Origin of the sequence: Methyloferula stellata AR4 (assembly GCF_000385335.1) — a bacterium.
Taxonomy (GTDB): domain Bacteria; phylum Pseudomonadota; class Alphaproteobacteria; order Rhizobiales; family Beijerinckiaceae; genus Methyloferula; species Methyloferula stellata.
Window position 1 is genome coordinate 3,030,225 of sequence record NZ_ARWA01000001.1, and the last position, 18,690, is coordinate 3,048,914.

Here is an 18,690-nt window from a genome sequence, read left to right on the forward strand (position 1 = left end):
ACGAGGTGAACGAAAGCCTGTGTCGAAACGCGACATATTCGGTGTCGGCCGATCACGTTGACTTATCGTGCAAACGCCGTCCCCGCCCTCTGCCCCAAGCTGCGGAACTTGTCAGAGAGCTGATCAAGATGGCCGACCCATTCCTGATTGATCGGCTGGTTCTCCACCAGCGCATGGAATCGCACCATGATCATGATCAGGAACAATGGCTTCAGGAAGGCCGCCCGCACATTGGCCGCGAAGAGAAGCGCGATGATCACCGTGACGATGCCGCCGGCTTCCCGCACGCCATGCGGCAGCAGCATTGTGATCGCCGCGGCCGGCACGAGGAACAAAAGCCAAAGGCAGACGCTCAAGATCTTTTCGAGGATGATGATCCAGATCGAGGTTTTGAGGATCGGCGCGGCGTTCTGACAATAATAGACGATGCCGTCACGCGCGCCCGCCCATTGGTCTTCGTCCTGGCGTGCGAGATTATATGAAAAGATGACCTTATCCATGTAGCGCGTCGCGCCGCGCAGCACGACATTGGCAAGATTGGCGAGAGACTCAAGACCGGGTATCGGCAAAAGCTCGGAGATCCAATCGAGCGTCGCATGAAACGCGTTGAGCACGCCGCGCACGAGAAGGTTGAGGCCGAGCAGCGCATTCACCTGGCCGAAGCGCTCGGTGACGATACGGCGTCCATAGGCGAATTGGGATTCATTGCCATTGCCGATCTCGCCGCGCGTGATGAGTTCTGTCAGAACTGCGACATGTCCGCATTCGATCAGATAAAGCACGTAGCGCAGCACCGTGGTCCATAACCAGCCCGTGCCGACGAGCCAGCCGATCAGCCAGACCCATCCGAAGGCCTGCGCCACATGCGTGCCAAGCCAGGCGGCGCCGCCAAACGTCACGATGAGCCATAAAATACCGGCAGTCGAAAACCAGAAGAGCACAGCGAAGCGCATCAAGGCATAGGGCAAGCTCTTCAGCAAAAGCCCGAAGGCCGTGGCAAGCCCGCAGTCGCGTACTGCCAGAGAATAGGCGTGACGGACATCGGTCTGCTGAGTGTTCGTAGTGGCAGCGCCCAAACCTGGACCGCTCAAAAAACCGCTATCCGTCATTGCAGAGGCCCCAAATTTGCTTGGCATCCCGAGGCGGAAGCCGGTTTGCGTGCCTTGCGAATAACGTGATTTAGTCAGCCGCGGCCGTGCGCTAAAGCACAGCCACGTTGGCGCATCACGCCGCCTGAGCCAATGGCACGCAAGTCCATGCCACCTCAGCCGAAGAGAGCAGGATCAATGGCCGAACCACACTATAGCGATTTCTTCGTCTCGACCGCTTGGCTCGCAGACAATCTGACGGCGCCGGATCTCGTCGTGATCGACGGAACCTTCTTCATGCCCGATGAAGGGCGCGACGCCTATCAGGAATATCTCGCCGGCCATATTCCGGGCGCGGTTTCTTTCGACATAGACAAGATCGCCGATCTGTCGAGCGAGCTTCCGCATATGTTGCCCGATGCGCCTTTTTTCGAAGGCAAGATGGCAGCGCTCGGCATTGCCGAGGACATGCAGATTATTGTCTACGATCAGCAGGGTCTCTTGGGTGCCGCACGCGTCTGGTGGACCTTGCGTATCTTCGGCGCACAGAAAGTGAAGATTTTGGAGGGCGGTCTTGCCGCGTGGAAAGCCGAAGGCCGGCCGCTTGAAAACGGCCCGGTCGAGCGGCCCTTTGCCAAATTCATTGCGCGTCTCGAAACCGACATGGTCGCCGATGCGCAAAAGGTCTTGGCCGCTTCGAAAAACGGCTCGCCGCAGATCGTCGATGCGCGTCAGGCGGCGCGCTTTCGCGGCGAGACGGTCGAGCCACGGCCGGGCGTGAGGTCGGGCCATATTCCGGGCAGCCTGAACGTGCCCTATCGCGAACTTCTCGACGGTGGAAAGTTGAAAGCGCCGCAAGATATCAAACAGGCTTTCGTGCAAGCCGGCGTGGATCTCGCGCATCCGATCATCACGACATGCGGATCGGGCGTGACCGCTGCGGTTTTGCTGCTTGCGCTTGAATCCATCGGCAAGACAGGCGTCGTGCTTTACGATGGATCTTGGACCGAATGGGGCGGCCGGTCCGAGCTGCCGATCGCAACCAACGCGGCGTGAGCTCGCGAGAGCGGGATGAGGAAAAAGATGCAGAGGTTTTCCGGCGCAATCAAGTTTACGCGGATTACACAAACCGACCTGCGCTAGCCGGCCCAAAGTTAGAGTCGAGCGCGTTCGTGATCTAATGCGTTGCATCGAAGCAACGCTGCATGCAGCGTTGCAACACTTGCCGCAGCCAAGATCACGTTTTGTCGTTCGTATAGGAAAACCGCAACGTTAACTTGACGAACCTCTGAGCAGCGCTACACTCTTTAATATCGTGATTTGCATGAAACTCTTTTGAGTTTCAGCCATTTCACGACTAAAGGTGGCCGTTCGCATTTCGACGAACGAGGCTTAGCTTCATGGCATGGCCAAGTGGCCCATGTCTTTCTTTGAAGCTCGGTCGGATGGCCTTCGAGGCCGCCGCGTGTCACCGCTTTTCCCGTCCCCGGGAGCACACAACAGCTCTGGCATTGCAACCATTCGCCACGCATGTGGCGAAAGCGATGTCGTTTGGGAAGGGCACGAACGCGCGTTCAGGCCGAGTGGAAGCCGGTCGGTTGGATGAACTGGCGCGTGACATCAACAAGAGCACGTTCGGACTTAAAACCGGAGTCCACTTTTTTGCCGGCGCGCTCATCCGTCTCGAGACACATCAGGAGTGACTTGCCATGTGTGATTATTCACTGGAAATGTACGCATCCCGGCCTGCGCGTGAATCAGAGAAATATACGACCACCCGCTTTCCTTCGGGAAGCATCGGCCTCGCCGTACCAGGCGATTGCACGACGGCCGTCTGTGTCCAATATGATACGCGTCTGAAGCTGGCCGATATTTCGAGCGACCTGCAGGCCCGCCTGAATATCTCCGCGCAAGAAGAAGTCGTCTTCGCGCGGCTCGAACATGGCGCTTATCGCGACGGCGTGAAATTCGCCAATGGCAAGGAAATCTCCTTGCAGCTTCTCGGCGCCGGCGTGTCGATCGCCCTGGTTGAGACGCTCGAAAAGGCCCTGCCCGTCCGCGAAGAAAAACCCGAGCCCACAATCATTCGCGAACGCGCCGAACCGGCCGCGAGACCGGTCGAGCGCGTGCTCGAGCCCGTGGACTAGCGCATGATCCCAAAAAGTCGCAGACTTTTTGGATAAGATCATGCAGCCAAACGAACGCTTAGAGCGTGATCCTGATTGAACTTAAATCAATCACGCTTCGAGTTTCGATATTCCGCACCGGACGCAAGCGGCGCGGATTTCACACTCTCACATGCTGACTGAGGCAGGAGGCTCGCCGCGAGCTTCCTGCCTTTTTCATTGGCCCGAATGCTCGGTTACCTCAGGCTTGTTTGCCCGTCTGCTACACTCCGGACACCTGCAAACGGCGACGTGTGCGATGCAACAAGACCTTTTTGAGCGTGTCTTGGCATACCGCCGCCCGGGCAGGCGGGTATAAAAAAGATATAAAAGCGAAAATTTCCGCCATAAATTTGGTGAATCTGACCAAGGTCGGCCAGGATTCAACGATTTGGCGATGGCAAAACTCTTATTTCGACGATAAAAGCCCCGGTAACGTCGAAACGCCGCTAGCCCGGCGCGAACATGTTGCTAAGTTTAGTCCTCCCCTACAAACCAGCTCCTGCCGAAGTTCAGCTTCCGATTATGAGAGAGAAAGGGTCACCCATGAAGACCGCCACGGACGTGCTCAAGGCGATCAAGGAAAATGATGTCAAATATGTTGATTTTCGCTTCACGGACCCGCGCGGCAAGTGGCAGCATGTCACCTTCGACGTTGGCATGATCGACGATGAAGTCTTTTCCGAAGGCATCATGTTCGACGGATCGTCGATCGCCGGCTGGAAGGCAATCAACGAATCCGACATGACCTTGATGCCCGATCCGACCTCCGCCACCATGGATCCTTTTTTCGCAGCGCCGACCTTGGTGATCGTCTGCGATATTCTTGAGCCTTCGACCGGCGAACCCTATGGCCGAGATCCGCGCGGCATTGCCAAGCGCGCCGAAGCCTATGCCGCTTCGACCGGCATTGGCGACGTCGCTTATTTCGGACCCGAGGCCGAATTCTTCGTGTTCGACGACGTGCGTTTCAAGGCCGATCCCTATAACACGGGCTTCGTGCTTGACGCCTCCGAGCTGCCGTCGAATGCCGACACGCCTTACGAAGGCGGCAATCTCGGCCACCGCATCCGCACCAAGATGGGCTACTTCCCGGTGCCGCCGATGGACTCGGCGCAGGACATGCGCGGCGAAATGCTTGCTGCCATGGCAGCCATGGGCGCCAAGGTCGAAAAGCATCACCACGAAGTGGCCTCGGCCCAGCACGAACTCGGCCTCAAATTTGGCCCGCTGACAACCATGGCCGATCATCTGCAGATCTATAAGTACTGCATCCACCAGGTCGCACAGAGCTATGGCAAGACGGCGACCTTCATGCCGAAGCCCGTCTTCGGCGACAACGGCTCCGGCATGCATGTGCATCAGTCGATCTGGAAGGACGGCAAGCCGCTCTTCGCCGGCAATAAATATGCCGACCTTAGCCAGGAATGCCTCTATTACATCGGCGGCATCATCAAGCACGCGCGGGCGCTGAACGCGTTCACGAACCCGTCGACCAATTCCTACAAGCGCCTGGTCCCCGGCTACGAAGCCCCGGTGCTGCTCGCCTATTCGGCGCGCAACCGCTCGGCCTCCTGCCGCATCCCCTATACGTCGAACCCGAAGGCCAAGCGCGTCGAGGTGCGTTTCCCCGATCCGGCGGCAAACCCCTATCTCGCCTTCTCGGCCATGCTGATGGCCGGCCTCGACGGCATTATCAACAAGGTCGATCCGGGCGTCGCCATGGATAAGGATCTCTATGATCTGCCGCCGAAGGAATTGAAGAAGATCCCGACCGTCTGCGGCTCGCTGCGCGAAGCGCTGCAGAACCTCGACAAGGACCGTGCCTTCCTGAAGGCCGGCGGCGTCTTCCCCGACGATTTCATCGACGCCTATATCGAACTCAAGATGACCGAGGTGATGCGGTTCGAAATGACCCCGCATCCGGTCGAGTTCGAGATGTATTATTCCTGCTGAGACCAGTCGGGATCGTTGCAAAACAAAGGCGGCCTCATGGGCCGCCTTTTTCATGTCGGATTGCTACGGCGCGACTTTTGCTGCATCTAAACGCTATGATCTTTTCCATCGACCATTTCGTTTTGACGGTCCGATCGCTGGAAGAGACGTGCCGTTTTTATCAGCGTGTGCTCGGGCTCGAATGCGTCTGCGAGCCCGGAAGGCCCACGGCTCTCAAATTCGGCGATCAAAAGATCAACGTGTATGAAGTCGGCCATATGTTCGAACCGAAAGCGGCGGTGCCGACGCCGGGCGCCGGCGACTTCTGCCTGATTACGGTGTTTCCGATCGACGAGGTCCAGCGCAGGCTCAAAGACTGCGGCGTGAAAATCGAACTCGGGCCGGTCGAGCGGACAGGCGCGCAAGGCGCCATGACCTCGATCTATTTCCGCGACCCGGACGGCAATCTCGTCGAGGTCAGCCGCTATCTTGCAAGCTGACCAAATTCGCTCAGCTGCACACGCCGCATCCGACTACACGGCATCGGTGTCTACATACCGTTTTTATGGAGACGCGACGCATTGCGCGACATGTCTCCGTCGATGCGAGTCGTGACGCCATGCGCCAGATTCCCATGCAAAAAGACACGTTACGTTTCGACGAGCCTTTTAAGTTCCTCCCCCCCATTAATCATCGCGTTCGCTGAGGCCAACGAAAATCATTATCGTCGATCGCTTTGCGGAAGAGATGCTCTTGACGAAGTTCGTAGGCACAGCCTAATCTTTCTCGGCAAGGAGGCTTCTATGTTTACTGTCATGGATCGGCCCTGCCGTTCTTCTGATTACAACGATCTCCCCGAAGTGATGGCTGCCGATGCAGCTCTGAAGCCTCTGCAAGCCGCTCTTGATGAGTTAATTAGCTTTGGGTCGCGGGCGTGTGATTCAACGCCGTTTGCACACGGTTCGATCGGTGGATTGCTGCTCCATAGACACTGGGAGATCCAGGATGGAGAGTGCATGATCGAACGCTCCGGGCTGCATCCGTCTGGGCGGCCTGCCCTTATTAGCTCGGCCCGACCATTCGGCGAATGCACCGCGACCGCCCCCAGTCGTTTCAAAGTCGATCCCAAGCGAGCGGAATTGGTGGCCTTGGAGTTCTCGGCCGATCCGTCCGTGCTCGAGATGTGGCGCGCCCTTAATGCGCGGCGCGACGTACTCGACCGCCTCTGTGAAGTCATCAGTGACAGTGGCCTAGCTGACAAGATAGGGTTAGGCATCCTTGCTCGCGGCCTGCCCATTGCGGATGGCGAATCGTTGGTGGAAGACAACTGGGAAGAACAGAGCGTACTGAGTGCGCGAATCCTCTCCCCGAAAGACGATGAGATCGTCATCCAAACGTCATGGCCGTTCGTCGCTTCGGAGCATGGTGACGCCGGCGCTCCGGTTTGCGTTGCTTATTGCTTTCAAGCCGGAAGTGGGTCCCATACCAGTGAGCACTATAGGCTTGGCTCGCCGCCCGCCAAACAGCTGGGGATGGCTTCGCTAGCGGTGCGCATGGCACAGGACTGACCGTTTCAGCGGAAGGACAACGACATGGCCGAATCCGGGGCTGAAAAAAGATTGTTCATCGTGCGGGTCTATCCTGAGGGAGGCCCGCTCTCGTTGGTTATCCGGCTCGCTGCGTCCGCACGCGAAGCGGAAGACTTCGCAATGGAGAAAACCGGCTTCACCGAAGCATCGACGAAGGTTACGATGAAGGTTGATGAGTGTCCGCTGGATGAAGCGATGTTCATCTCCATCGGCGGGCACGCATCGGACTGACACTTCGGCGCCGAGCACCGAGTCCGGCACGAGAAATCCCACGGCTCCGAAGCGAATACACAACGAAAGCGCTTGGTGTTGGTTCACGCCTTGATCGCGTCTCCGACGCCCGCCTGGCACACGAACACCCGGTTGGAGGCCGTAATGCACGGGACATTGCGCGGTCACGCCGAATTCTACCAAGGCAAATGGTTCGCGGGGGCTCTACATCGAGCGATCGGGCTCTGGTCCTACTTTAAACCGAGCCCTGCCCGCAGAATGCGCCGGATCGGCATATAAAGATCGGTGAGCTCGTTCAGATCACAATTGGGATGAAGTCTCACTAGGACATCATATTCGCGGCGTCCGGCCTCGATCGTCTTGCGATCGATGACGCTTGCCTGTTCGACCCGTTCGAGCTCTTCCCAAAGCCCCGGCACGGCCTTGATGACGCCCATGGCCTCCTGCACGTCGGCCTCGGTCCATTGTTTCGATTTGGCGATCGCCATCATCACATCCCAGTTCTGTCGGATTTCCGGAAGCAAAACCGGTGCCCAGTTTTGCAGAAAATGCTCTAGAGCGGGATGAGCAAAAGCGTAAGCGGTTTTGCGCCCGCATCCCGCTCTAACTTCTTGAATCGATCACATTTCATGATTTTGAATTGATTCTATCCAAAATCATCGTGATCTCGTCTTGGGAGGCTCAGCCCGCAAGGCGTGCGGCAATATGCTTCTGCGCGGCAGGCATGGAGACGGCGCCCTTTCGGGCGAGAATGGTCCGGTATACCGCGGTCAGGCGCGCGATATGACGGTCCAGCGTCGGCGGGTCGGCCCAATAGGCGGCGTAGGAGGCAGCCGACATCCTGGCGATGGAGGCATCGTCCTTCGCAAGCTCCAGCACGCGGCTGAGGTCGCCCGCATCACCCGACTTGAACCAGAACCCGGTCGCGCCGTCTTCGACGTCTTCGCGGCCGGCGCAGCCATCCGACACGATGACCGGCGTTCCAAGCGCCTTGGCTTCGAGCACGGTCAGCGGCTGGCCTTCATACCAGAGCGACGGAAAGACCAGCGCGCGCGCCGAGCGCATGGCCTCGCGCACGGAGGCCGGATTCTGCCAGCCAAGCATACGTGCTTCGGGAAAGGCCGCTTTCAGCTCGCTGGCCACAGGGCCGTCACCGACAAAGGTCGGGATCATCCCCAAACGGCGCGCAGCCTCGGCAAAGAGAAACGGCCCCTTCTCTCTCGAAACGCGCCCGACGAAGATGATATCGCCGGAGGCTGGGTCCGGCTTCGGACCGAGATTGTCCGCATCGATCGGATTGCCAACGAGATGGAGCGTGGCATCGCGGGGCAGATATTTGCCGACGATCCCTTCTTGAAAGCCGGAAAGCGCAATGTAATCGGCGAAGACCTCCGGCAGGCCTACAATCCCTCGCGCGATTGCCAAACGCGCATTACGCCAAAGCTTATGCGCATACATGCGTGAATCGCAATGCGTCATCCAGCATTGCGCGGAAAGCGGTGTCAGCTCGCAGGCCCTGCCCGTCTGGAAATTATAAAACCCGCCGTTCGGACAGAACATAAAATATTCGTGGATCGTATAAAGCGCCGGCAATCCGGAAGCACGGATCGGAACCGCGATCGAAGGCGACAGGGCCTTTGCCCAGCCATGCACATGCACGATGGTTGTCGCGTGGGGAAGGCTTGCCAACAGATGTCTCAGCGCGTCGATCGCTTTGAAATTCCAGGTGCCCTGAAGCGCTGCCGCGGCGCGCGACGCATTGCCGAGCAGATCGCTCTGGCCGAGACAGATCACTTCGACGCCCGCAGCCTCGAGTTCCTGCGCGATCGGACCTGTCGCCGCGAAAACGATCGGCCGATGGCCATGCCGTTTGAGACCGACGGCGCTGTCGATGGCGACTTTCGCCTGACCACCCGTGATCGCCGCATGATCGATGCAGATGACGATGGTCAAGGCTTCCGAAGGGGCGTTCAAACTTGGCTCCAAACGTTGGACATCGGGCTATTTCTTCGCCACGACGTAAGCAAAGCTCGACACGGCACGCCAATTTCGTTGCCGTGCGAGACGCGTGAAGGCCGCGTCGATCTGCTTGATGCCGGGCAATTTCCAAAAATACGCATAGCCCCAGAAAGGCAGAACGGTGATCTCCGAAAAGCCGACCCTTTCCAGCATCGGTTTGATCTTCTTTTCGTCGCTGAAACAGCAATCGTAGAAGACTGGAAATTTCGGGTCGCCGCCGTCCGGCCTGCGTTCGGGAAAGATCGTTTCCAGAAGCAGGCGCGACAGCTTTTCCGGCATCAAGCGGTTCAAGACGAAGGGCGGCGCATAGAGTGTCGGGAAAAAGCTGAGCACGATGCCGCCGGGCGCCAGCATGGCGTAGATATTTTCCCACATTTTCGCGACGTCGGGCACATGTTCCATCACCATGCGGCAATAGATGATGTCGTAGCGGCCTTCGCCCAACGTAGCCGGCGCCGTGTCCGAAGTAATGTCGCAGACGATCTTGCGATAGCCGTCCGGCGCGAGAGCCAATTCATGCGCCGAGATGTCGTTGAGCGTCACTTCGAAGCCGTGGCTTTCGATCTCATCCGGCAAAAACAACGGATCGCGGCCGCCGCCGATCTCGAGATGCCGTTTGAGATTGCGGTCGCGCGCCAATTCGACAATCGTCGCCTTATATTTGTCGAAGGCCCATAGAAAATCACCCGCGTAGCCGAGATCATCGACGATATCGCGCACATTGCGCGCCGATGCGCTGCACGGCCGCGTTAAGACGAGATCAGACATGGGTGCTCCGAGGTTCGATGGGCTGCGTTAAAACTTTGGGCATTCACATGCCCTCGTGCCGCGCCGCGGCGCGTATCGAATCAATCGACGTGCGAACGGCGGATTTTTCCGGCACCTTCGCGCGATGTTCATCAAGCATGCCGTGGTAGATCGAGACCAGACCCTCGGTATGATGCTCGATCGTCCTTGGGTCCGCCCAATAAGCGCGATAGGCGGCAGCCGACATAGCGGCGACCTTCGCATCCTCACGCAGCGCGACTAGCGCGCAGGCGAGGTCGTTGGCATCGCCGCCTTTGAACCAAAGTCCGGTCACGCCGTCTTCGACTTCGTCGCGGCCGGCGCATGTATCGGCAACGATCACCGGCACACCAAGCGCTTTGGCTTCGAGCACGGTGAGCGGCTGGCCCTCATACCAAAGCGACGGAAAGACCAGCGCACGCGAGGCGCGCATCAGATCGCGCACCTGATCGCCGGATTGCCAGCCGAGTATTCGCGCTTCGGGATATTGCGCCACGAGGTCGGGCAGGCTCGGGCCGTCGCCGATGAAGGTCGGACTCATCCCGATCTTGCGCGCGGCTTCCGCGAATAGCAGTGGGCCTTTTTCCAGCGATATTCTGCCGATGAAGATAATGTCGCCCGACAGCGGATCGGATTTCGGCCCAAGATCGGCAACCGATACCGGATTGGAGAGACGATGCAGGTGCGCGCCGCGCGGCAGAAGCAGCGTCACGATCTCGCGCTGAAAATCTGAGATCGTGATGAAGTCTGAAAAGGCCTCCGGCAAACGCGCGCCTTTTTGCGCCACGAGAAGCCGCGTGTTTTTCCAAAGCTTGCGCCCGTAGCTCCAGGGATTGCATTGGCTCAGCCAGCAGGCCGCCGACAAAGGCTCAAGATGACAGATTGCCGACTTCGGGTAGTTGTAAAAGCCGCCGCTCGGGCAAAACAGGGAATATTCGTGAAACGTATAGATGGCCGGCAGGCCGGAGGCCCGGATCGGCGGCGCGATCGCAGCCGACAATGCCTTGGCCCAGCCATGAACGTGGACGATGGTTGTCGCGCGCGGCAGGCTGGCGAGCAACCTGCCCAAAGCCGCGCCGGCTTCGAAATTCCAGGTGCCCTGAATGGCCGCGGCCATGCGCGAGGCATTGCCGTGGAGATCGTCCTGACCGAGACAGATAACTTCGACACCGGCCGCTTCGAGCTCAGGGGCGATCGGACCTGCGGCGGCAAACAGGATTGGCCGGTGCCCTTGCCGTTTGAGGCCGATCGCGCTATCGGCCGCGACCTTGGCCTGCCCGCCCGTGGTCGCGGCATGGTCGACGCAGATGACGACGGTCAAAGGGGGATGGGGAAAGGCGGACACTTTTTTTTTGGCCGAATCCGGCTCCAATTCGAACGAATCGATCAAATTGGGGGCGATCTGGTCAAAATCCGCGGTCAAGCTCGGCGTCCCTGGCGAAAAACCACGTGACACTACGCGACCGGCCTTAAGCGAAGGTAAGTTCAATCACATATAGAGGCCTCCTACGGACGCTTTCGCTGTCCCCAGGCTAAACGAAAACTCTGCCGTCCGGCGCCCCGCCGATTGGTATAAACTTGCTCAGTCGAATCACCTTCGAACAGGTTCATCCTTGAAAAAGAACGATATTCCAGCTCAGCGCCCGGCCAAGCCACAGGTTCGCACCGGCGCCAAACGCGCCGCTACAGCCGTCAAACGCTCGGCGCCGCTTCTCGACGGCACGCCCGGCGAAAGTGACTATACCGCCGCTTCGATCGAGGTTTTGGAGGGGCTTGAGCCGGTACGCCGCCGCCCCGGCATGTATATTGGCGGCACCGACGAAGCCGCCATGCACCATCTCTTCGCCGAAGCGCTCGACAATGCGATGGACGAGGCCGTCGCCGGCCATGCAACCTTCATCGACGTCAATCTCGAAGCCGACGGCTTTTTGGCGGTGACCGACAATGGCCGCGGTATTCCGATCGATCCGCATCCGAAATTTCCAAAGAAATCGGCGCTTGAAGTCATTATGACGACGCTCCACGCCGGCGGCAAATTCGATTCCGGCGCTTATCAGACCTCGGGCGGTCTGCACGGCGTCGGCATCTCGGTCGTCAATGCCTTGTCGTCGCGGCTCGAAGTGGAAGTCTGGCGTGCGCAGCTCCATTACCGCCAAAGCTTCGAACGCGGTCACACGACAAGCCCGCTCGAGAAACTCGGCAAGGTGCAAAACCGGCGCGGCACCAAGGTGCGCTTTCGCCCGGACGAGCAGATTTTCGGCAAGGGCGCGCATTTCAAACCGGCGCGGCTCTTCAAGATGGCGCGCTCGAAGGCCTATCTCTTCGGCGGCGTCGAAATCCGCTGGCATTGCGCGCCGAGCCTGCTTGAGGCGAATGGCGCGATTCCGCCCGAGGCGACCTTTCATTTCCCCGGCGGCCTCAAGGATTATCTGACCCAGGAAATCGAGGGCAAGGAACTCGTCACCGATCAGGTCTTTTCCGGCAAAGTCGAAAAGGCCGGCGGGCATGGCTCGCTCGAATGGGCGCTGGCCTGGATGACGCAGGAAGACGGATTCGTGCGCTCCTATTGCAACACGATCCCGACACCAGACGGCGGCACGCATGAGGCGGGGCTTCGCGCGGCGCTCTTGCGTGGCCTGAAGGATCATGCGGAGCGCATCGGCCAAGCTAAGCGCGCTGCGCCGCTGACGAGCGAGGATGTGCTTGCCTCTTGCGCCGCGCTCATCTCCGTCTTCATCCGGGAGCCGGAGTTTCAAGGCCAGAACAAAAGCCGCCTGATGACGCTCGAGGCCTCGAAGATCGTCGAGACCACTTTGCGCGATGCGTTCGATCATTGGCTCGCCGCCTCGCCCGCGCAAGCGCTGCGCCTGCTCGATTGGGCGGTCGAGCGCGCCGACGAACGCATGCGCCGGCGCGCCGAAAAGGACATTTCGCGTAAGACCGCCACCCGCAAGCTGCGCCTGCCCGGCAAGCTCGCCGATTGCTCCAACAATTCGTCGCAAGGCTCGGAGCTTTTCATCGTCGAAGGCGATTCCGCCGGCGGCTCCGCCAAACAGGCGCGCGACCGGACCAACCAGGCGATTTTACCTCTACGCGGCAAGATCCTGAATGTCGCGAGCGCGACCAGGGACAAGCTTGCCGGCAATCAGCAGCTCGCCGACCTCATTCTCGCGCTCGGCAGTGGTACCGGCACGCATTACAAGGATGAAGAGCTTCGCTACGAGAAGATCATCATCATGACCGATGCGGATGTCGACGGCGCGCATATCGCGTCGCTGCTGATCACCTTCTTCTACCGGCAGATGCCGAAGCTCATCGAAGGCGGACATCTCTATCTCGCGGTGCCGCCACTCTACCGGCTGACGCAAGGCGCCAAGAACGTTTATGCCCGCGACGATGCGCATCGCGACGAGCTGATCAAGAAAGTCCTGACCGGCAAGGGCAAGATCGAAGTGAGCCGCTTCAAGGGGCTCGGCGAAATGATGCCGGGACAGCTCAAGGAAACGACCATGGACCCGAAAAAGCGTATGCTTTTGAAGGTCGTGATCGCGACGGACGATGAGAAAAGCACGTCGGATTCGGTCGAGCGCCTGATGGGCAACAAGCCCGAGGCGCGCTTTGCCTTCATTCAGGAACGTGCTGCTTTTGCAGCCGATCTCGTTGTGCTGTGAGGTTATTGTAACCAAACCTTTACCCTCTTTTGGCAGACTGACGCGTATCGGCGGAACAGAGGGTGCAAGGTCATGTTGGAGGTTGAGGGATCCGAGAAACGCAAGCGCGGAGCTCTGTTTGAAGGCGTCGTGCTGTCGGCTGCGGCGATCGCTTTCGGCTGCGTCGCCTTTGCGGATTTTCTCAACCACACCATAAAGCCGAAAGATCAGACATCGCTCGCCAGCAGCCGAAGCGGGAACGGTCCGCATGCCGGCGTCGATTATTCCGCAACCGGCTCGATCATTTCTCTCAGGCAGCCGCCTGCGCTCAGCCCCTGCGAGAAGAAGTAGCCCCACCGCCAAGCCGGGGCCGCTTTTCAACACGAAAATCATAAGTCCGCCACGGACTTTATGACACTCTGGACAAGAGGATCATGCGTCCTCTATAACGCGCGGCGCTCGGCGTTTTCGCCTTGCCTGCCCAGGTAGCTCAGTTGGTAGAGCATGCGACTGAAAATCGCAGTGTCGGTGGTTCAATTCCTCCCCTGGGCACCATCACCTTATCCATAGCCGTCCGCCGGCTCCCACCACCGCTTGAAATTGCAGCCTTTTGGGCGTTTCATCGTCCATAAGCTTCTGCGACCATCCGCACCTATCCAACGATTTTGATGGTATCGCCGTTGGTAGCCAGAGGGCTGTCGGTATCGGCGCGAATTTGGGCGGGAATCGAATTGCCTCTGACGGACATAAAATGCCGGAGCACAAAGCCAGGCGAGGCCCTTCGTAAACTGTCAGACGGCGGCGGCCTGCAATTATGGGTGCATCCGAACGGGGCGAAGCTCTGGCGGGTCGTGCCCGCTGCTATTCGGAGTTTCCTGCTCGAACCGGAGATAGCCATCCCGCATCGGCTTTGACCATCTCGGTCGCATACATGGTCTGCCAGCCCTCTACGCCTTGCGGGTACCAGAAGACATGGCGATAGCCGAGGCCGGCAAGCCGCTTCGCCGCGTTCCAGCCATCCCAGCATCGCGGATGACAAAAGACGACAATGGGCTGATCCAGGTTGGCCGCGGTGAGAGCCAAAACACGCGCTTCGAAGGCCTGCGCGAAAGCCGGATCGGCGGTTCCGCTCCCTGCGCCTGGCAGCCAAACAGCACCGCGGATGGAAAGATGCGTCGGTGTGAAAAGCGCGCTGTTTGAACTCTCGGTCGGCTTTTTGTCGAGCTCCGCGACATCGAGAAAGATCGGATGAATGCTGTCTTTCAGTTGGGCGACGGCGTCCGTCTGAACGACTGTCCCGCCTGTCAGCGAACCAGGTGTTTCGCCATGCATCGGACCGTTCCAGAGGCCTGGTGGTTCGGGCGCCGCAGCCAATACGTAAGTGGCAAATGAACCCGCCAGCATCAAAGAAACGACAAATGACCGCGCCATTTAGTATTCGCCATGCAACGTTCAAGGGCGGTCGCAATCTACGGCAGGCCAAGCGCCGAACAAGTGTGCGATAAGCGCATTGCTCATTTATTGATAAAGATCGAGGCGCCGGAGCCGGCGATCGGGTTAAAAGCCATCGGTCAAAATGGAACTTTCCAAAAGAGTTTGGGCGCGAAGGTCAGTGTCTCGCCCGATTTGACTTTGCACCGTCCGAATGTCCAAGGCGCCGTATCGGGAGATTGCTTAAATCGGCGGTCCTAACGGCGCTCCCTTCCGATTCTATCGCGGGGACGAACCTCTCTCTTTGAATAAGCTTTGATGACGAGAGTTACGTCAGGAAAAAATCTGGCAGCTGTAGCTTTTGTCTTGCTCATGCACAAAACGCACATGACACCGATAGATACTGTCGTCTTTTGTTTCTGCTCTTTTGAATAAATAAATCTAAACGGTCATGCGCGTCTTTATTTACGGAAAATCGGGAAGTTTCGGAAGCATCCTTTGGGCATTCTTGTCGTTGCTGAGCGCGCAGCGCGCATCCTACCCCTAAAGAACTGACAGAGATCTAGGGCGCGTGATCATCACGCTATCACGCCGGGCGTTACTTTTTCCTGTCAGCGGCCTTGGGGGAGGCAAAGACATGAAGCGCCAGACTGCGTTACAAATTACATCGTTCTTAGCTATCACCGGAGCGTGCCTGCCGGCAGCGGCGCAGACCGCCTCGCCTACCGTTGCTCTTCCAGAGGTCGACGTCGTCGCGATTACTCCTCTCGGCGGATCTGGAGTGGAGCGGAGCAAAGTTCCCTACAATGTCGAGACCTTGAGCCGCGAGGAATTCGAGCAGACCCATCAAAACGAGATCACCGAAGCGCTCGCCCGGCGCCTGCCCGGCATCAGCACCAATGACGTGATCGGCAGCCCGCTCGTCCAGGAGCTCGATTATCGCGGCTTCGTCGCGTCGCCCATTCCGGGAACGCCGCAAGGCCTTGCCGTCTATCAGAACGGCGTTCGCATCAACGAAGCTTGGGGCGATGGTGTCAATTGGGACGCCATTCCGTCGATCGCCATCGACCGCACGACGATTGAAAGCGGCAATCCGATCTTCGGCCTCAACGCACTTGGCGGTGCCGTCATTCTCGACATGAAAAACGGCTTCACCTATCAAGGCACCATGTTCGACGGCCGCTTCGGCAGCCGCATGCGCCGCCAAGCCGAGTTCGAATATGGCAAGACGCTCGACAACTGGGGTTTGTATTTCGCTGCTGAATCGCTGCACGACAACGGCTATCGCTATTTTGGCGGCACACACGTCAACAGAGGCTATGCCGATCTCGGCTATCGCGCCGAAGGCAATGAACTCCATCTCGCCTTCACCGGCGGACGCACCAATCTGGGCGTCGCCGGTACGACTCCGGAGGAGTTGGTCGATCTCAATCCAAGCGCCGTCTTCACGACGCCGCAGACGACGCAAAACACCGTCGGCATGGTCCAGTTGAACGGCAAGTTCGACGTGACGAACACTCTGACAGTTAACACAGTCGGCTATCTCCGTTCCTTCGACCAGGCCCATGTCGACGGCAATATCAGCAACTTCGTCTCGTGCGGCGGGGCGACGCTTTGCGACGGCAACGGCAATGCCACCAGCATTCCCGACGTAACAGGCGGGACGCAGCTCGTCGGAGAAGACGACGACAACTGGACGCGCTCGCGCAGCGTCGGCGCCACCGTTCAATTGACCGATACCGATAAAATCATCGGGCACGATAACAAGTTTACATTCGGCGTGAGCTATGACCATGGCTGGACGAACTTCAAAGGGTCGAGCTATATCGGCATACTTGGACCCAATTACGTCGTAACAAATCTCCAACCTACACCGATCAACGAACCGGCTTCAGACGTCTCGCCAACCAATCTCAACGCCCAGAATGGATATCTTGGCGTTTATGTGCTCGATGCGTTCGACGTCACCAGAGAGCTGACCGTGACCGTCGGTGCACGCTACAATAACGCGCAGATCGACCTTGCCGACCAATCCGGCCAAAGCCCCAGCCTTACCAGCACCAACAATTTCCAGCATATCAATCCCGGCGCCGGTGCAACCTACAAGATCACGCCGAACGTCTCGGCCTATGCAAGCTGGTCGGAAGCCAACCGCACGCCGACGCCGCTTGAGCTCGGCTGCGCCAATCCGAACCAGCCTTGCATGATCGACAATTTTCTTGTCTCGGATCCACCGCTGAAACAAGTCATCTCGCAAACCGTCGAAGCGGGCTTCAAGGGCAATTTCGATGTCGCAGAGGTGGTGCCCGGCAGATTGGAATGGAGCGCCGGCATTTTCCGGACCATGAGCGACAACGACATCTTGAGCGTGCCCAGCCAGGTCACCGGCTTCGGCTTCTTCCAGAATGCCGGAACGACGCGCCGGCAAGGTGTCGAGACGAGCCTCAACTATAGGGCAGAGAAGTGGAACGCCTATATCAATTACACTTATCTCGACGCCACCTTCAGAACGCCCGTCTCGCTGTCGTCGCCTAACAATCCGTTTGCCGATGCGAACGGCAATATCCAGGTCATGCCCGGCGACAGCCTGCCCGGCGTGCCGCGGAACAGGCTCAAATTCGGCGTCGATTATTCGATAACCCCAGAATGGAAAGTCGGCGGCGATTTCGTCTATGAATCGAGCCGCTATTTCTTCGGCGACCAGATCAATGCATTGAGCCCGTTGCCTGGCTATGAGACCGTCAATCTGCGCAGCTCGTACCAGGTGACCAAGAACGTTCAGGTCTATGGTCTGGTCGAAAACGCTTTCAACCAGCGTTATGCGACATACGGCGCTCTGTTTGAATCCGATTCGACCATCAATCCGAATACGGGTGTCGCCTTCCCAGGATTCTCCACTTTCACCAACCCCAAGGCGGTCACGGTCGCCCCGCCGATCGGCGTCTATATCGGCCTGAAGGCAACCTTATGAGGAATTTGGAGACGAAGCTTCTCTTCTGGAGGCTCCGTTCGCGGCCATGCATAGTTTCAATTGAGAAAGCTTAGGGGCTTCGATGATGATCCGGAAAACATGTCTTTCAGCCGTCGCAATCGCCGCCTTGACCGGCGGAGCCTTCGCCGCCGATCTGCCATCCCGTCAGCCGCCGCCGGTCTATGCGCCACCGCCGCTGTTCACCTGGACCGGCCTCTATCTCGGCGCGCAAATCGGCTATGCTTGGGGAACGAATAACACCAGCCTGCCGACCGTGCCCGCCTTCACCGGTTCCAACCTCTCCGGCGTGACCGGCGGTGTTCATGTCGGATATAATTATCAGGTCAACCAGATCGTCATCGGGATCGAAGGCGAAGGCAATGGAACGAGCCTCTCGAAAAGCGCTTTCGAACCCATTACCGGCACGATCATCAATACGAGCATTCCGATCGAAGGATCGATCCGCGGCCGCATTGGCATAGCCTGGGATCGCGTGTTGCTTTATGCGACCGGCGGCGTGGCTTTGGCCGATGTCCATAACGCCTATTTCGGCGGGATCGCCACCAGTCCCTATTCGTCATCCGACATCGTAAACTCGCGCATCGGTTGGACTGCCGGCGCGGGCGTCGAATATGCCGTGACCAATAATGTGTCGGTGCGTGCGGAATACCGCTATGCGGACTTTGGCCATCAGACCAATTCCGTTATGTTGACGGGTATCCCGGCCACAAACCATTTGACCGAAAACGCGGTGCGTGCCGGCGTCAGCTACAAGGTCGATTTGAATCCTCCACCGGCACCTGTCGTCGCCAAATATTGAGCTAC

The 18,690-nt window shown here is 58.6% G+C and carries 18 protein-coding genes and 1 tRNA gene; 13 read left to right on the top strand and 6 right to left on the bottom strand.

What is annotated here, in order from left to right; all coding sequences use genetic code 11:
• Positions 1-62: 62 nt before the first annotated feature.
• On the bottom strand, positions 63-1,109 hold the full coding sequence (locus A3OQ_RS0114850) for a hypothetical protein (protein WP_020176200.1): 1,047 nt from the start codon (positions 1,107-1,109) through the stop codon (positions 63-65).
• 177 nt (positions 1,110-1,286) lie between these two features.
• On the opposite strand from A3OQ_RS0114850, the gene sseA reads away from it, so the two are divergent.
• The 7 genes from sseA (at position 1,287) to A3OQ_RS0114885 (ending at position 7,008) form a co-directional block, all read left to right on the top strand.
• A complete protein-coding gene (gene sseA, locus A3OQ_RS0114855) occupies positions 1,287-2,144 on the top strand; it encodes a 3-mercaptopyruvate sulfurtransferase (protein ID WP_020176201.1) in 858 nt (285 codons plus the stop codon).
• A 389-nt stretch (positions 2,145-2,533) separates the two neighbouring features.
• Positions 2,534-2,791, top strand: a complete 258-nt coding sequence (locus A3OQ_RS0114860; RefSeq protein ID WP_020176202.1) for a hypothetical protein — start codon at positions 2,534-2,536, stop codon at positions 2,789-2,791.
• A gap of 6 nt (positions 2,792-2,797) precedes the next feature.
• Positions 2,798-3,235 (top strand): hypothetical protein, encoded by a 438-nt coding sequence (locus A3OQ_RS22600; RefSeq protein WP_244427159.1) that lies wholly within the window; start codon positions 2,798-2,800, stop codon positions 3,233-3,235.
• A 564-nt stretch (positions 3,236-3,799) separates the two neighbouring features.
• A complete protein-coding gene (gene glnA, locus A3OQ_RS0114870) occupies positions 3,800-5,209 on the top strand; it encodes a type I glutamate--ammonia ligase (RefSeq protein WP_020176204.1) in 1,410 nt (469 codons plus the stop codon).
• Between the two features lie 95 nt (positions 5,210-5,304).
• Positions 5,305-5,688: a VOC family protein gene (locus tag A3OQ_RS0114875; RefSeq protein ID WP_020176205.1), complete on the top strand. Its 384-nt coding sequence runs from the start codon at positions 5,305-5,307 to the stop codon at positions 5,686-5,688.
• A 303-nt stretch (positions 5,689-5,991) separates the two neighbouring features.
• Positions 5,992-6,756, top strand: a complete 765-nt coding sequence (locus A3OQ_RS0114880; RefSeq protein ID WP_020176206.1) for a hypothetical protein — start codon at positions 5,992-5,994, stop codon at positions 6,754-6,756.
• Between the two features lie 24 nt (positions 6,757-6,780).
• The gene (locus A3OQ_RS0114885) at positions 6,781-7,008 is read left to right on the top strand and encodes a hypothetical protein (protein ID WP_020176207.1); all 228 of its coding nucleotides are present in this window, start codon (positions 6,781-6,783) and stop codon (positions 7,006-7,008) included.
• Positions 7,009-7,238: 230 nt separating this feature from the next.
• Here A3OQ_RS0114885 and A3OQ_RS0114890 read toward each other — a convergent pair whose 3' ends face one another.
• From A3OQ_RS0114890 to A3OQ_RS22605, 4 genes are all read right to left on the bottom strand, one after another.
• A complete protein-coding gene (locus tag A3OQ_RS0114890; RefSeq protein ID WP_152428473.1) occupies positions 7,239-7,496 on the bottom strand; it encodes a hypothetical protein in 258 nt (85 codons plus the stop codon).
• A gap of 193 nt (positions 7,497-7,689) precedes the next feature.
• Complete coding sequence (locus A3OQ_RS0114895; protein WP_020176209.1) at positions 7,690-8,982, bottom strand: glycosyltransferase family 4 protein; 1,293 nt, start codon at positions 8,980-8,982, stop codon at positions 7,690-7,692.
• Between the two features lie 27 nt (positions 8,983-9,009).
• Positions 9,010-9,795 carry a class I SAM-dependent methyltransferase gene (locus A3OQ_RS0114900; protein ID WP_020176210.1) on the bottom strand — a complete coding sequence of 262 codons (786 nt, stop codon included), beginning with the start codon at positions 9,793-9,795 and terminating at the stop codon, positions 9,010-9,012.
• Positions 9,796-9,838: 43 nt separating this feature from the next.
• Positions 9,839-11,134, bottom strand: coding sequence for a glycosyltransferase family 4 protein (locus A3OQ_RS22605; RefSeq protein ID WP_051116117.1), 1,296 nt, complete (start codon positions 11,132-11,134; stop codon positions 9,839-9,841).
• A gap of 292 nt (positions 11,135-11,426) precedes the next feature.
• On the opposite strand from A3OQ_RS22605, the gene parE reads away from it, so the two are divergent.
• The 4 genes from parE to A3OQ_RS25285 all read left to right on the top strand — a co-directional run bounded on the left by parE (position 11,427) and on the right by A3OQ_RS25285 (position 14,377).
• Positions 11,427-13,484, top strand: coding sequence for a DNA topoisomerase IV subunit B (gene parE, locus A3OQ_RS0114910; RefSeq protein WP_020176212.1), 2,058 nt, complete (start codon positions 11,427-11,429; stop codon positions 13,482-13,484).
• A 72-nt stretch (positions 13,485-13,556) separates the two neighbouring features.
• Positions 13,557-13,814, top strand: coding sequence for a hypothetical protein (locus A3OQ_RS0114915; RefSeq protein ID WP_020176213.1), 258 nt, complete (start codon positions 13,557-13,559; stop codon positions 13,812-13,814).
• 128 nt (positions 13,815-13,942) lie between these two features.
• Positions 13,943-14,018 (top strand) — tRNA-Phe (locus A3OQ_RS0114920).
• Positions 14,019-14,131: 113 nt separating this feature from the next.
• Positions 14,132-14,377 (top strand): Arm DNA-binding domain-containing protein, encoded by a 246-nt coding sequence (locus tag A3OQ_RS25285; RefSeq protein WP_341872081.1) that lies wholly within the window; start codon positions 14,132-14,134, stop codon positions 14,375-14,377.
• Here the strand turns inward: A3OQ_RS25285 and A3OQ_RS0114925 are convergent.
• Positions 14,325-14,894, bottom strand: coding sequence for a rhodanese-like domain-containing protein (locus A3OQ_RS0114925; RefSeq protein WP_020176214.1), 570 nt, complete (start codon positions 14,892-14,894; stop codon positions 14,325-14,327). The genes A3OQ_RS25285 and A3OQ_RS0114925 overlap by 53 nt on opposite strands.
• Before the next feature lie 781 nt (positions 14,895-15,675).
• Here A3OQ_RS0114925 and A3OQ_RS0114935 point away from each other — a divergent pair.
• Together A3OQ_RS0114935 and A3OQ_RS0114940 are read left to right on the top strand one after the other, a co-directional pair.
• On the top strand, positions 15,676-17,865 hold the full coding sequence (locus tag A3OQ_RS0114935) for a TonB-dependent receptor (RefSeq protein ID WP_020176216.1): 2,190 nt from the start codon (positions 15,676-15,678) through the stop codon (positions 17,863-17,865).
• 82 nt (positions 17,866-17,947) lie between these two features.
• Positions 17,948-18,685 (top strand): outer membrane beta-barrel protein, encoded by a 738-nt coding sequence (locus A3OQ_RS0114940; RefSeq protein WP_020176217.1) that lies wholly within the window; start codon positions 17,948-17,950, stop codon positions 18,683-18,685.
• Positions 18,686-18,690 lie beyond the last annotated feature (5 nt).

Bases quoted from the DNA above. Each gene is read 5' to 3' on its own strand.
- glnA (WP_020176204.1), top strand. From the start codon at position 3,800: ATGAAGACCGCCACGGACGTGCTCAAGGCGATCAAGGAAAATGATGTC.
- A3OQ_RS0114890 (WP_152428473.1), bottom strand. From the start codon at position 7,496: ATGGCGATCGCCAAATCGAAACAATGGACCGAGGCCGACGTGCAGGAG.
- A3OQ_RS0114940 (WP_020176217.1), top strand. From the start codon at position 17,948: ATGATGATCCGGAAAACATGTCTTTCAGCCGTCGCAATCGCCGCCTTG.
- sseA (WP_020176201.1), top strand. From the start codon at position 1,287: ATGGCCGAACCACACTATAGCGATTTCTTCGTCTCGACCGCTTGGCTC.
- A3OQ_RS0114885 (WP_020176207.1), top strand. From the start codon at position 6,781: ATGGCCGAATCCGGGGCTGAAAAAAGATTGTTCATCGTGCGGGTCTAT.
- A3OQ_RS0114925 (WP_020176214.1), bottom strand. From the start codon at position 14,894: ATGGCGCGGTCATTTGTCGTTTCTTTGATGCTGGCGGGTTCATTTGCC.
- A3OQ_RS25285 (WP_341872081.1), top strand. From the start codon at position 14,132: ATGGTATCGCCGTTGGTAGCCAGAGGGCTGTCGGTATCGGCGCGAATT.
- A3OQ_RS0114875 (WP_020176205.1), top strand. From the start codon at position 5,305: ATGATCTTTTCCATCGACCATTTCGTTTTGACGGTCCGATCGCTGGAA.
- A3OQ_RS0114900 (WP_020176210.1), bottom strand. From the start codon at position 9,795: ATGTCTGATCTCGTCTTAACGCGGCCGTGCAGCGCATCGGCGCGCAAT.
- A3OQ_RS22600 (WP_244427159.1), top strand. From the start codon at position 2,798: ATGTGTGATTATTCACTGGAAATGTACGCATCCCGGCCTGCGCGTGAA.
- A3OQ_RS0114860 (WP_020176202.1), top strand. From the start codon at position 2,534: ATGGCCTTCGAGGCCGCCGCGTGTCACCGCTTTTCCCGTCCCCGGGAG.
- A3OQ_RS0114915 (WP_020176213.1), top strand. From the start codon at position 13,557: ATGTTGGAGGTTGAGGGATCCGAGAAACGCAAGCGCGGAGCTCTGTTT.
- A3OQ_RS0114850 (WP_020176200.1), bottom strand. From the start codon at position 1,109: ATGACGGATAGCGGTTTTTTGAGCGGTCCAGGTTTGGGCGCTGCCACT.
- A3OQ_RS0114880 (WP_020176206.1), top strand. From the start codon at position 5,992: ATGTTTACTGTCATGGATCGGCCCTGCCGTTCTTCTGATTACAACGAT.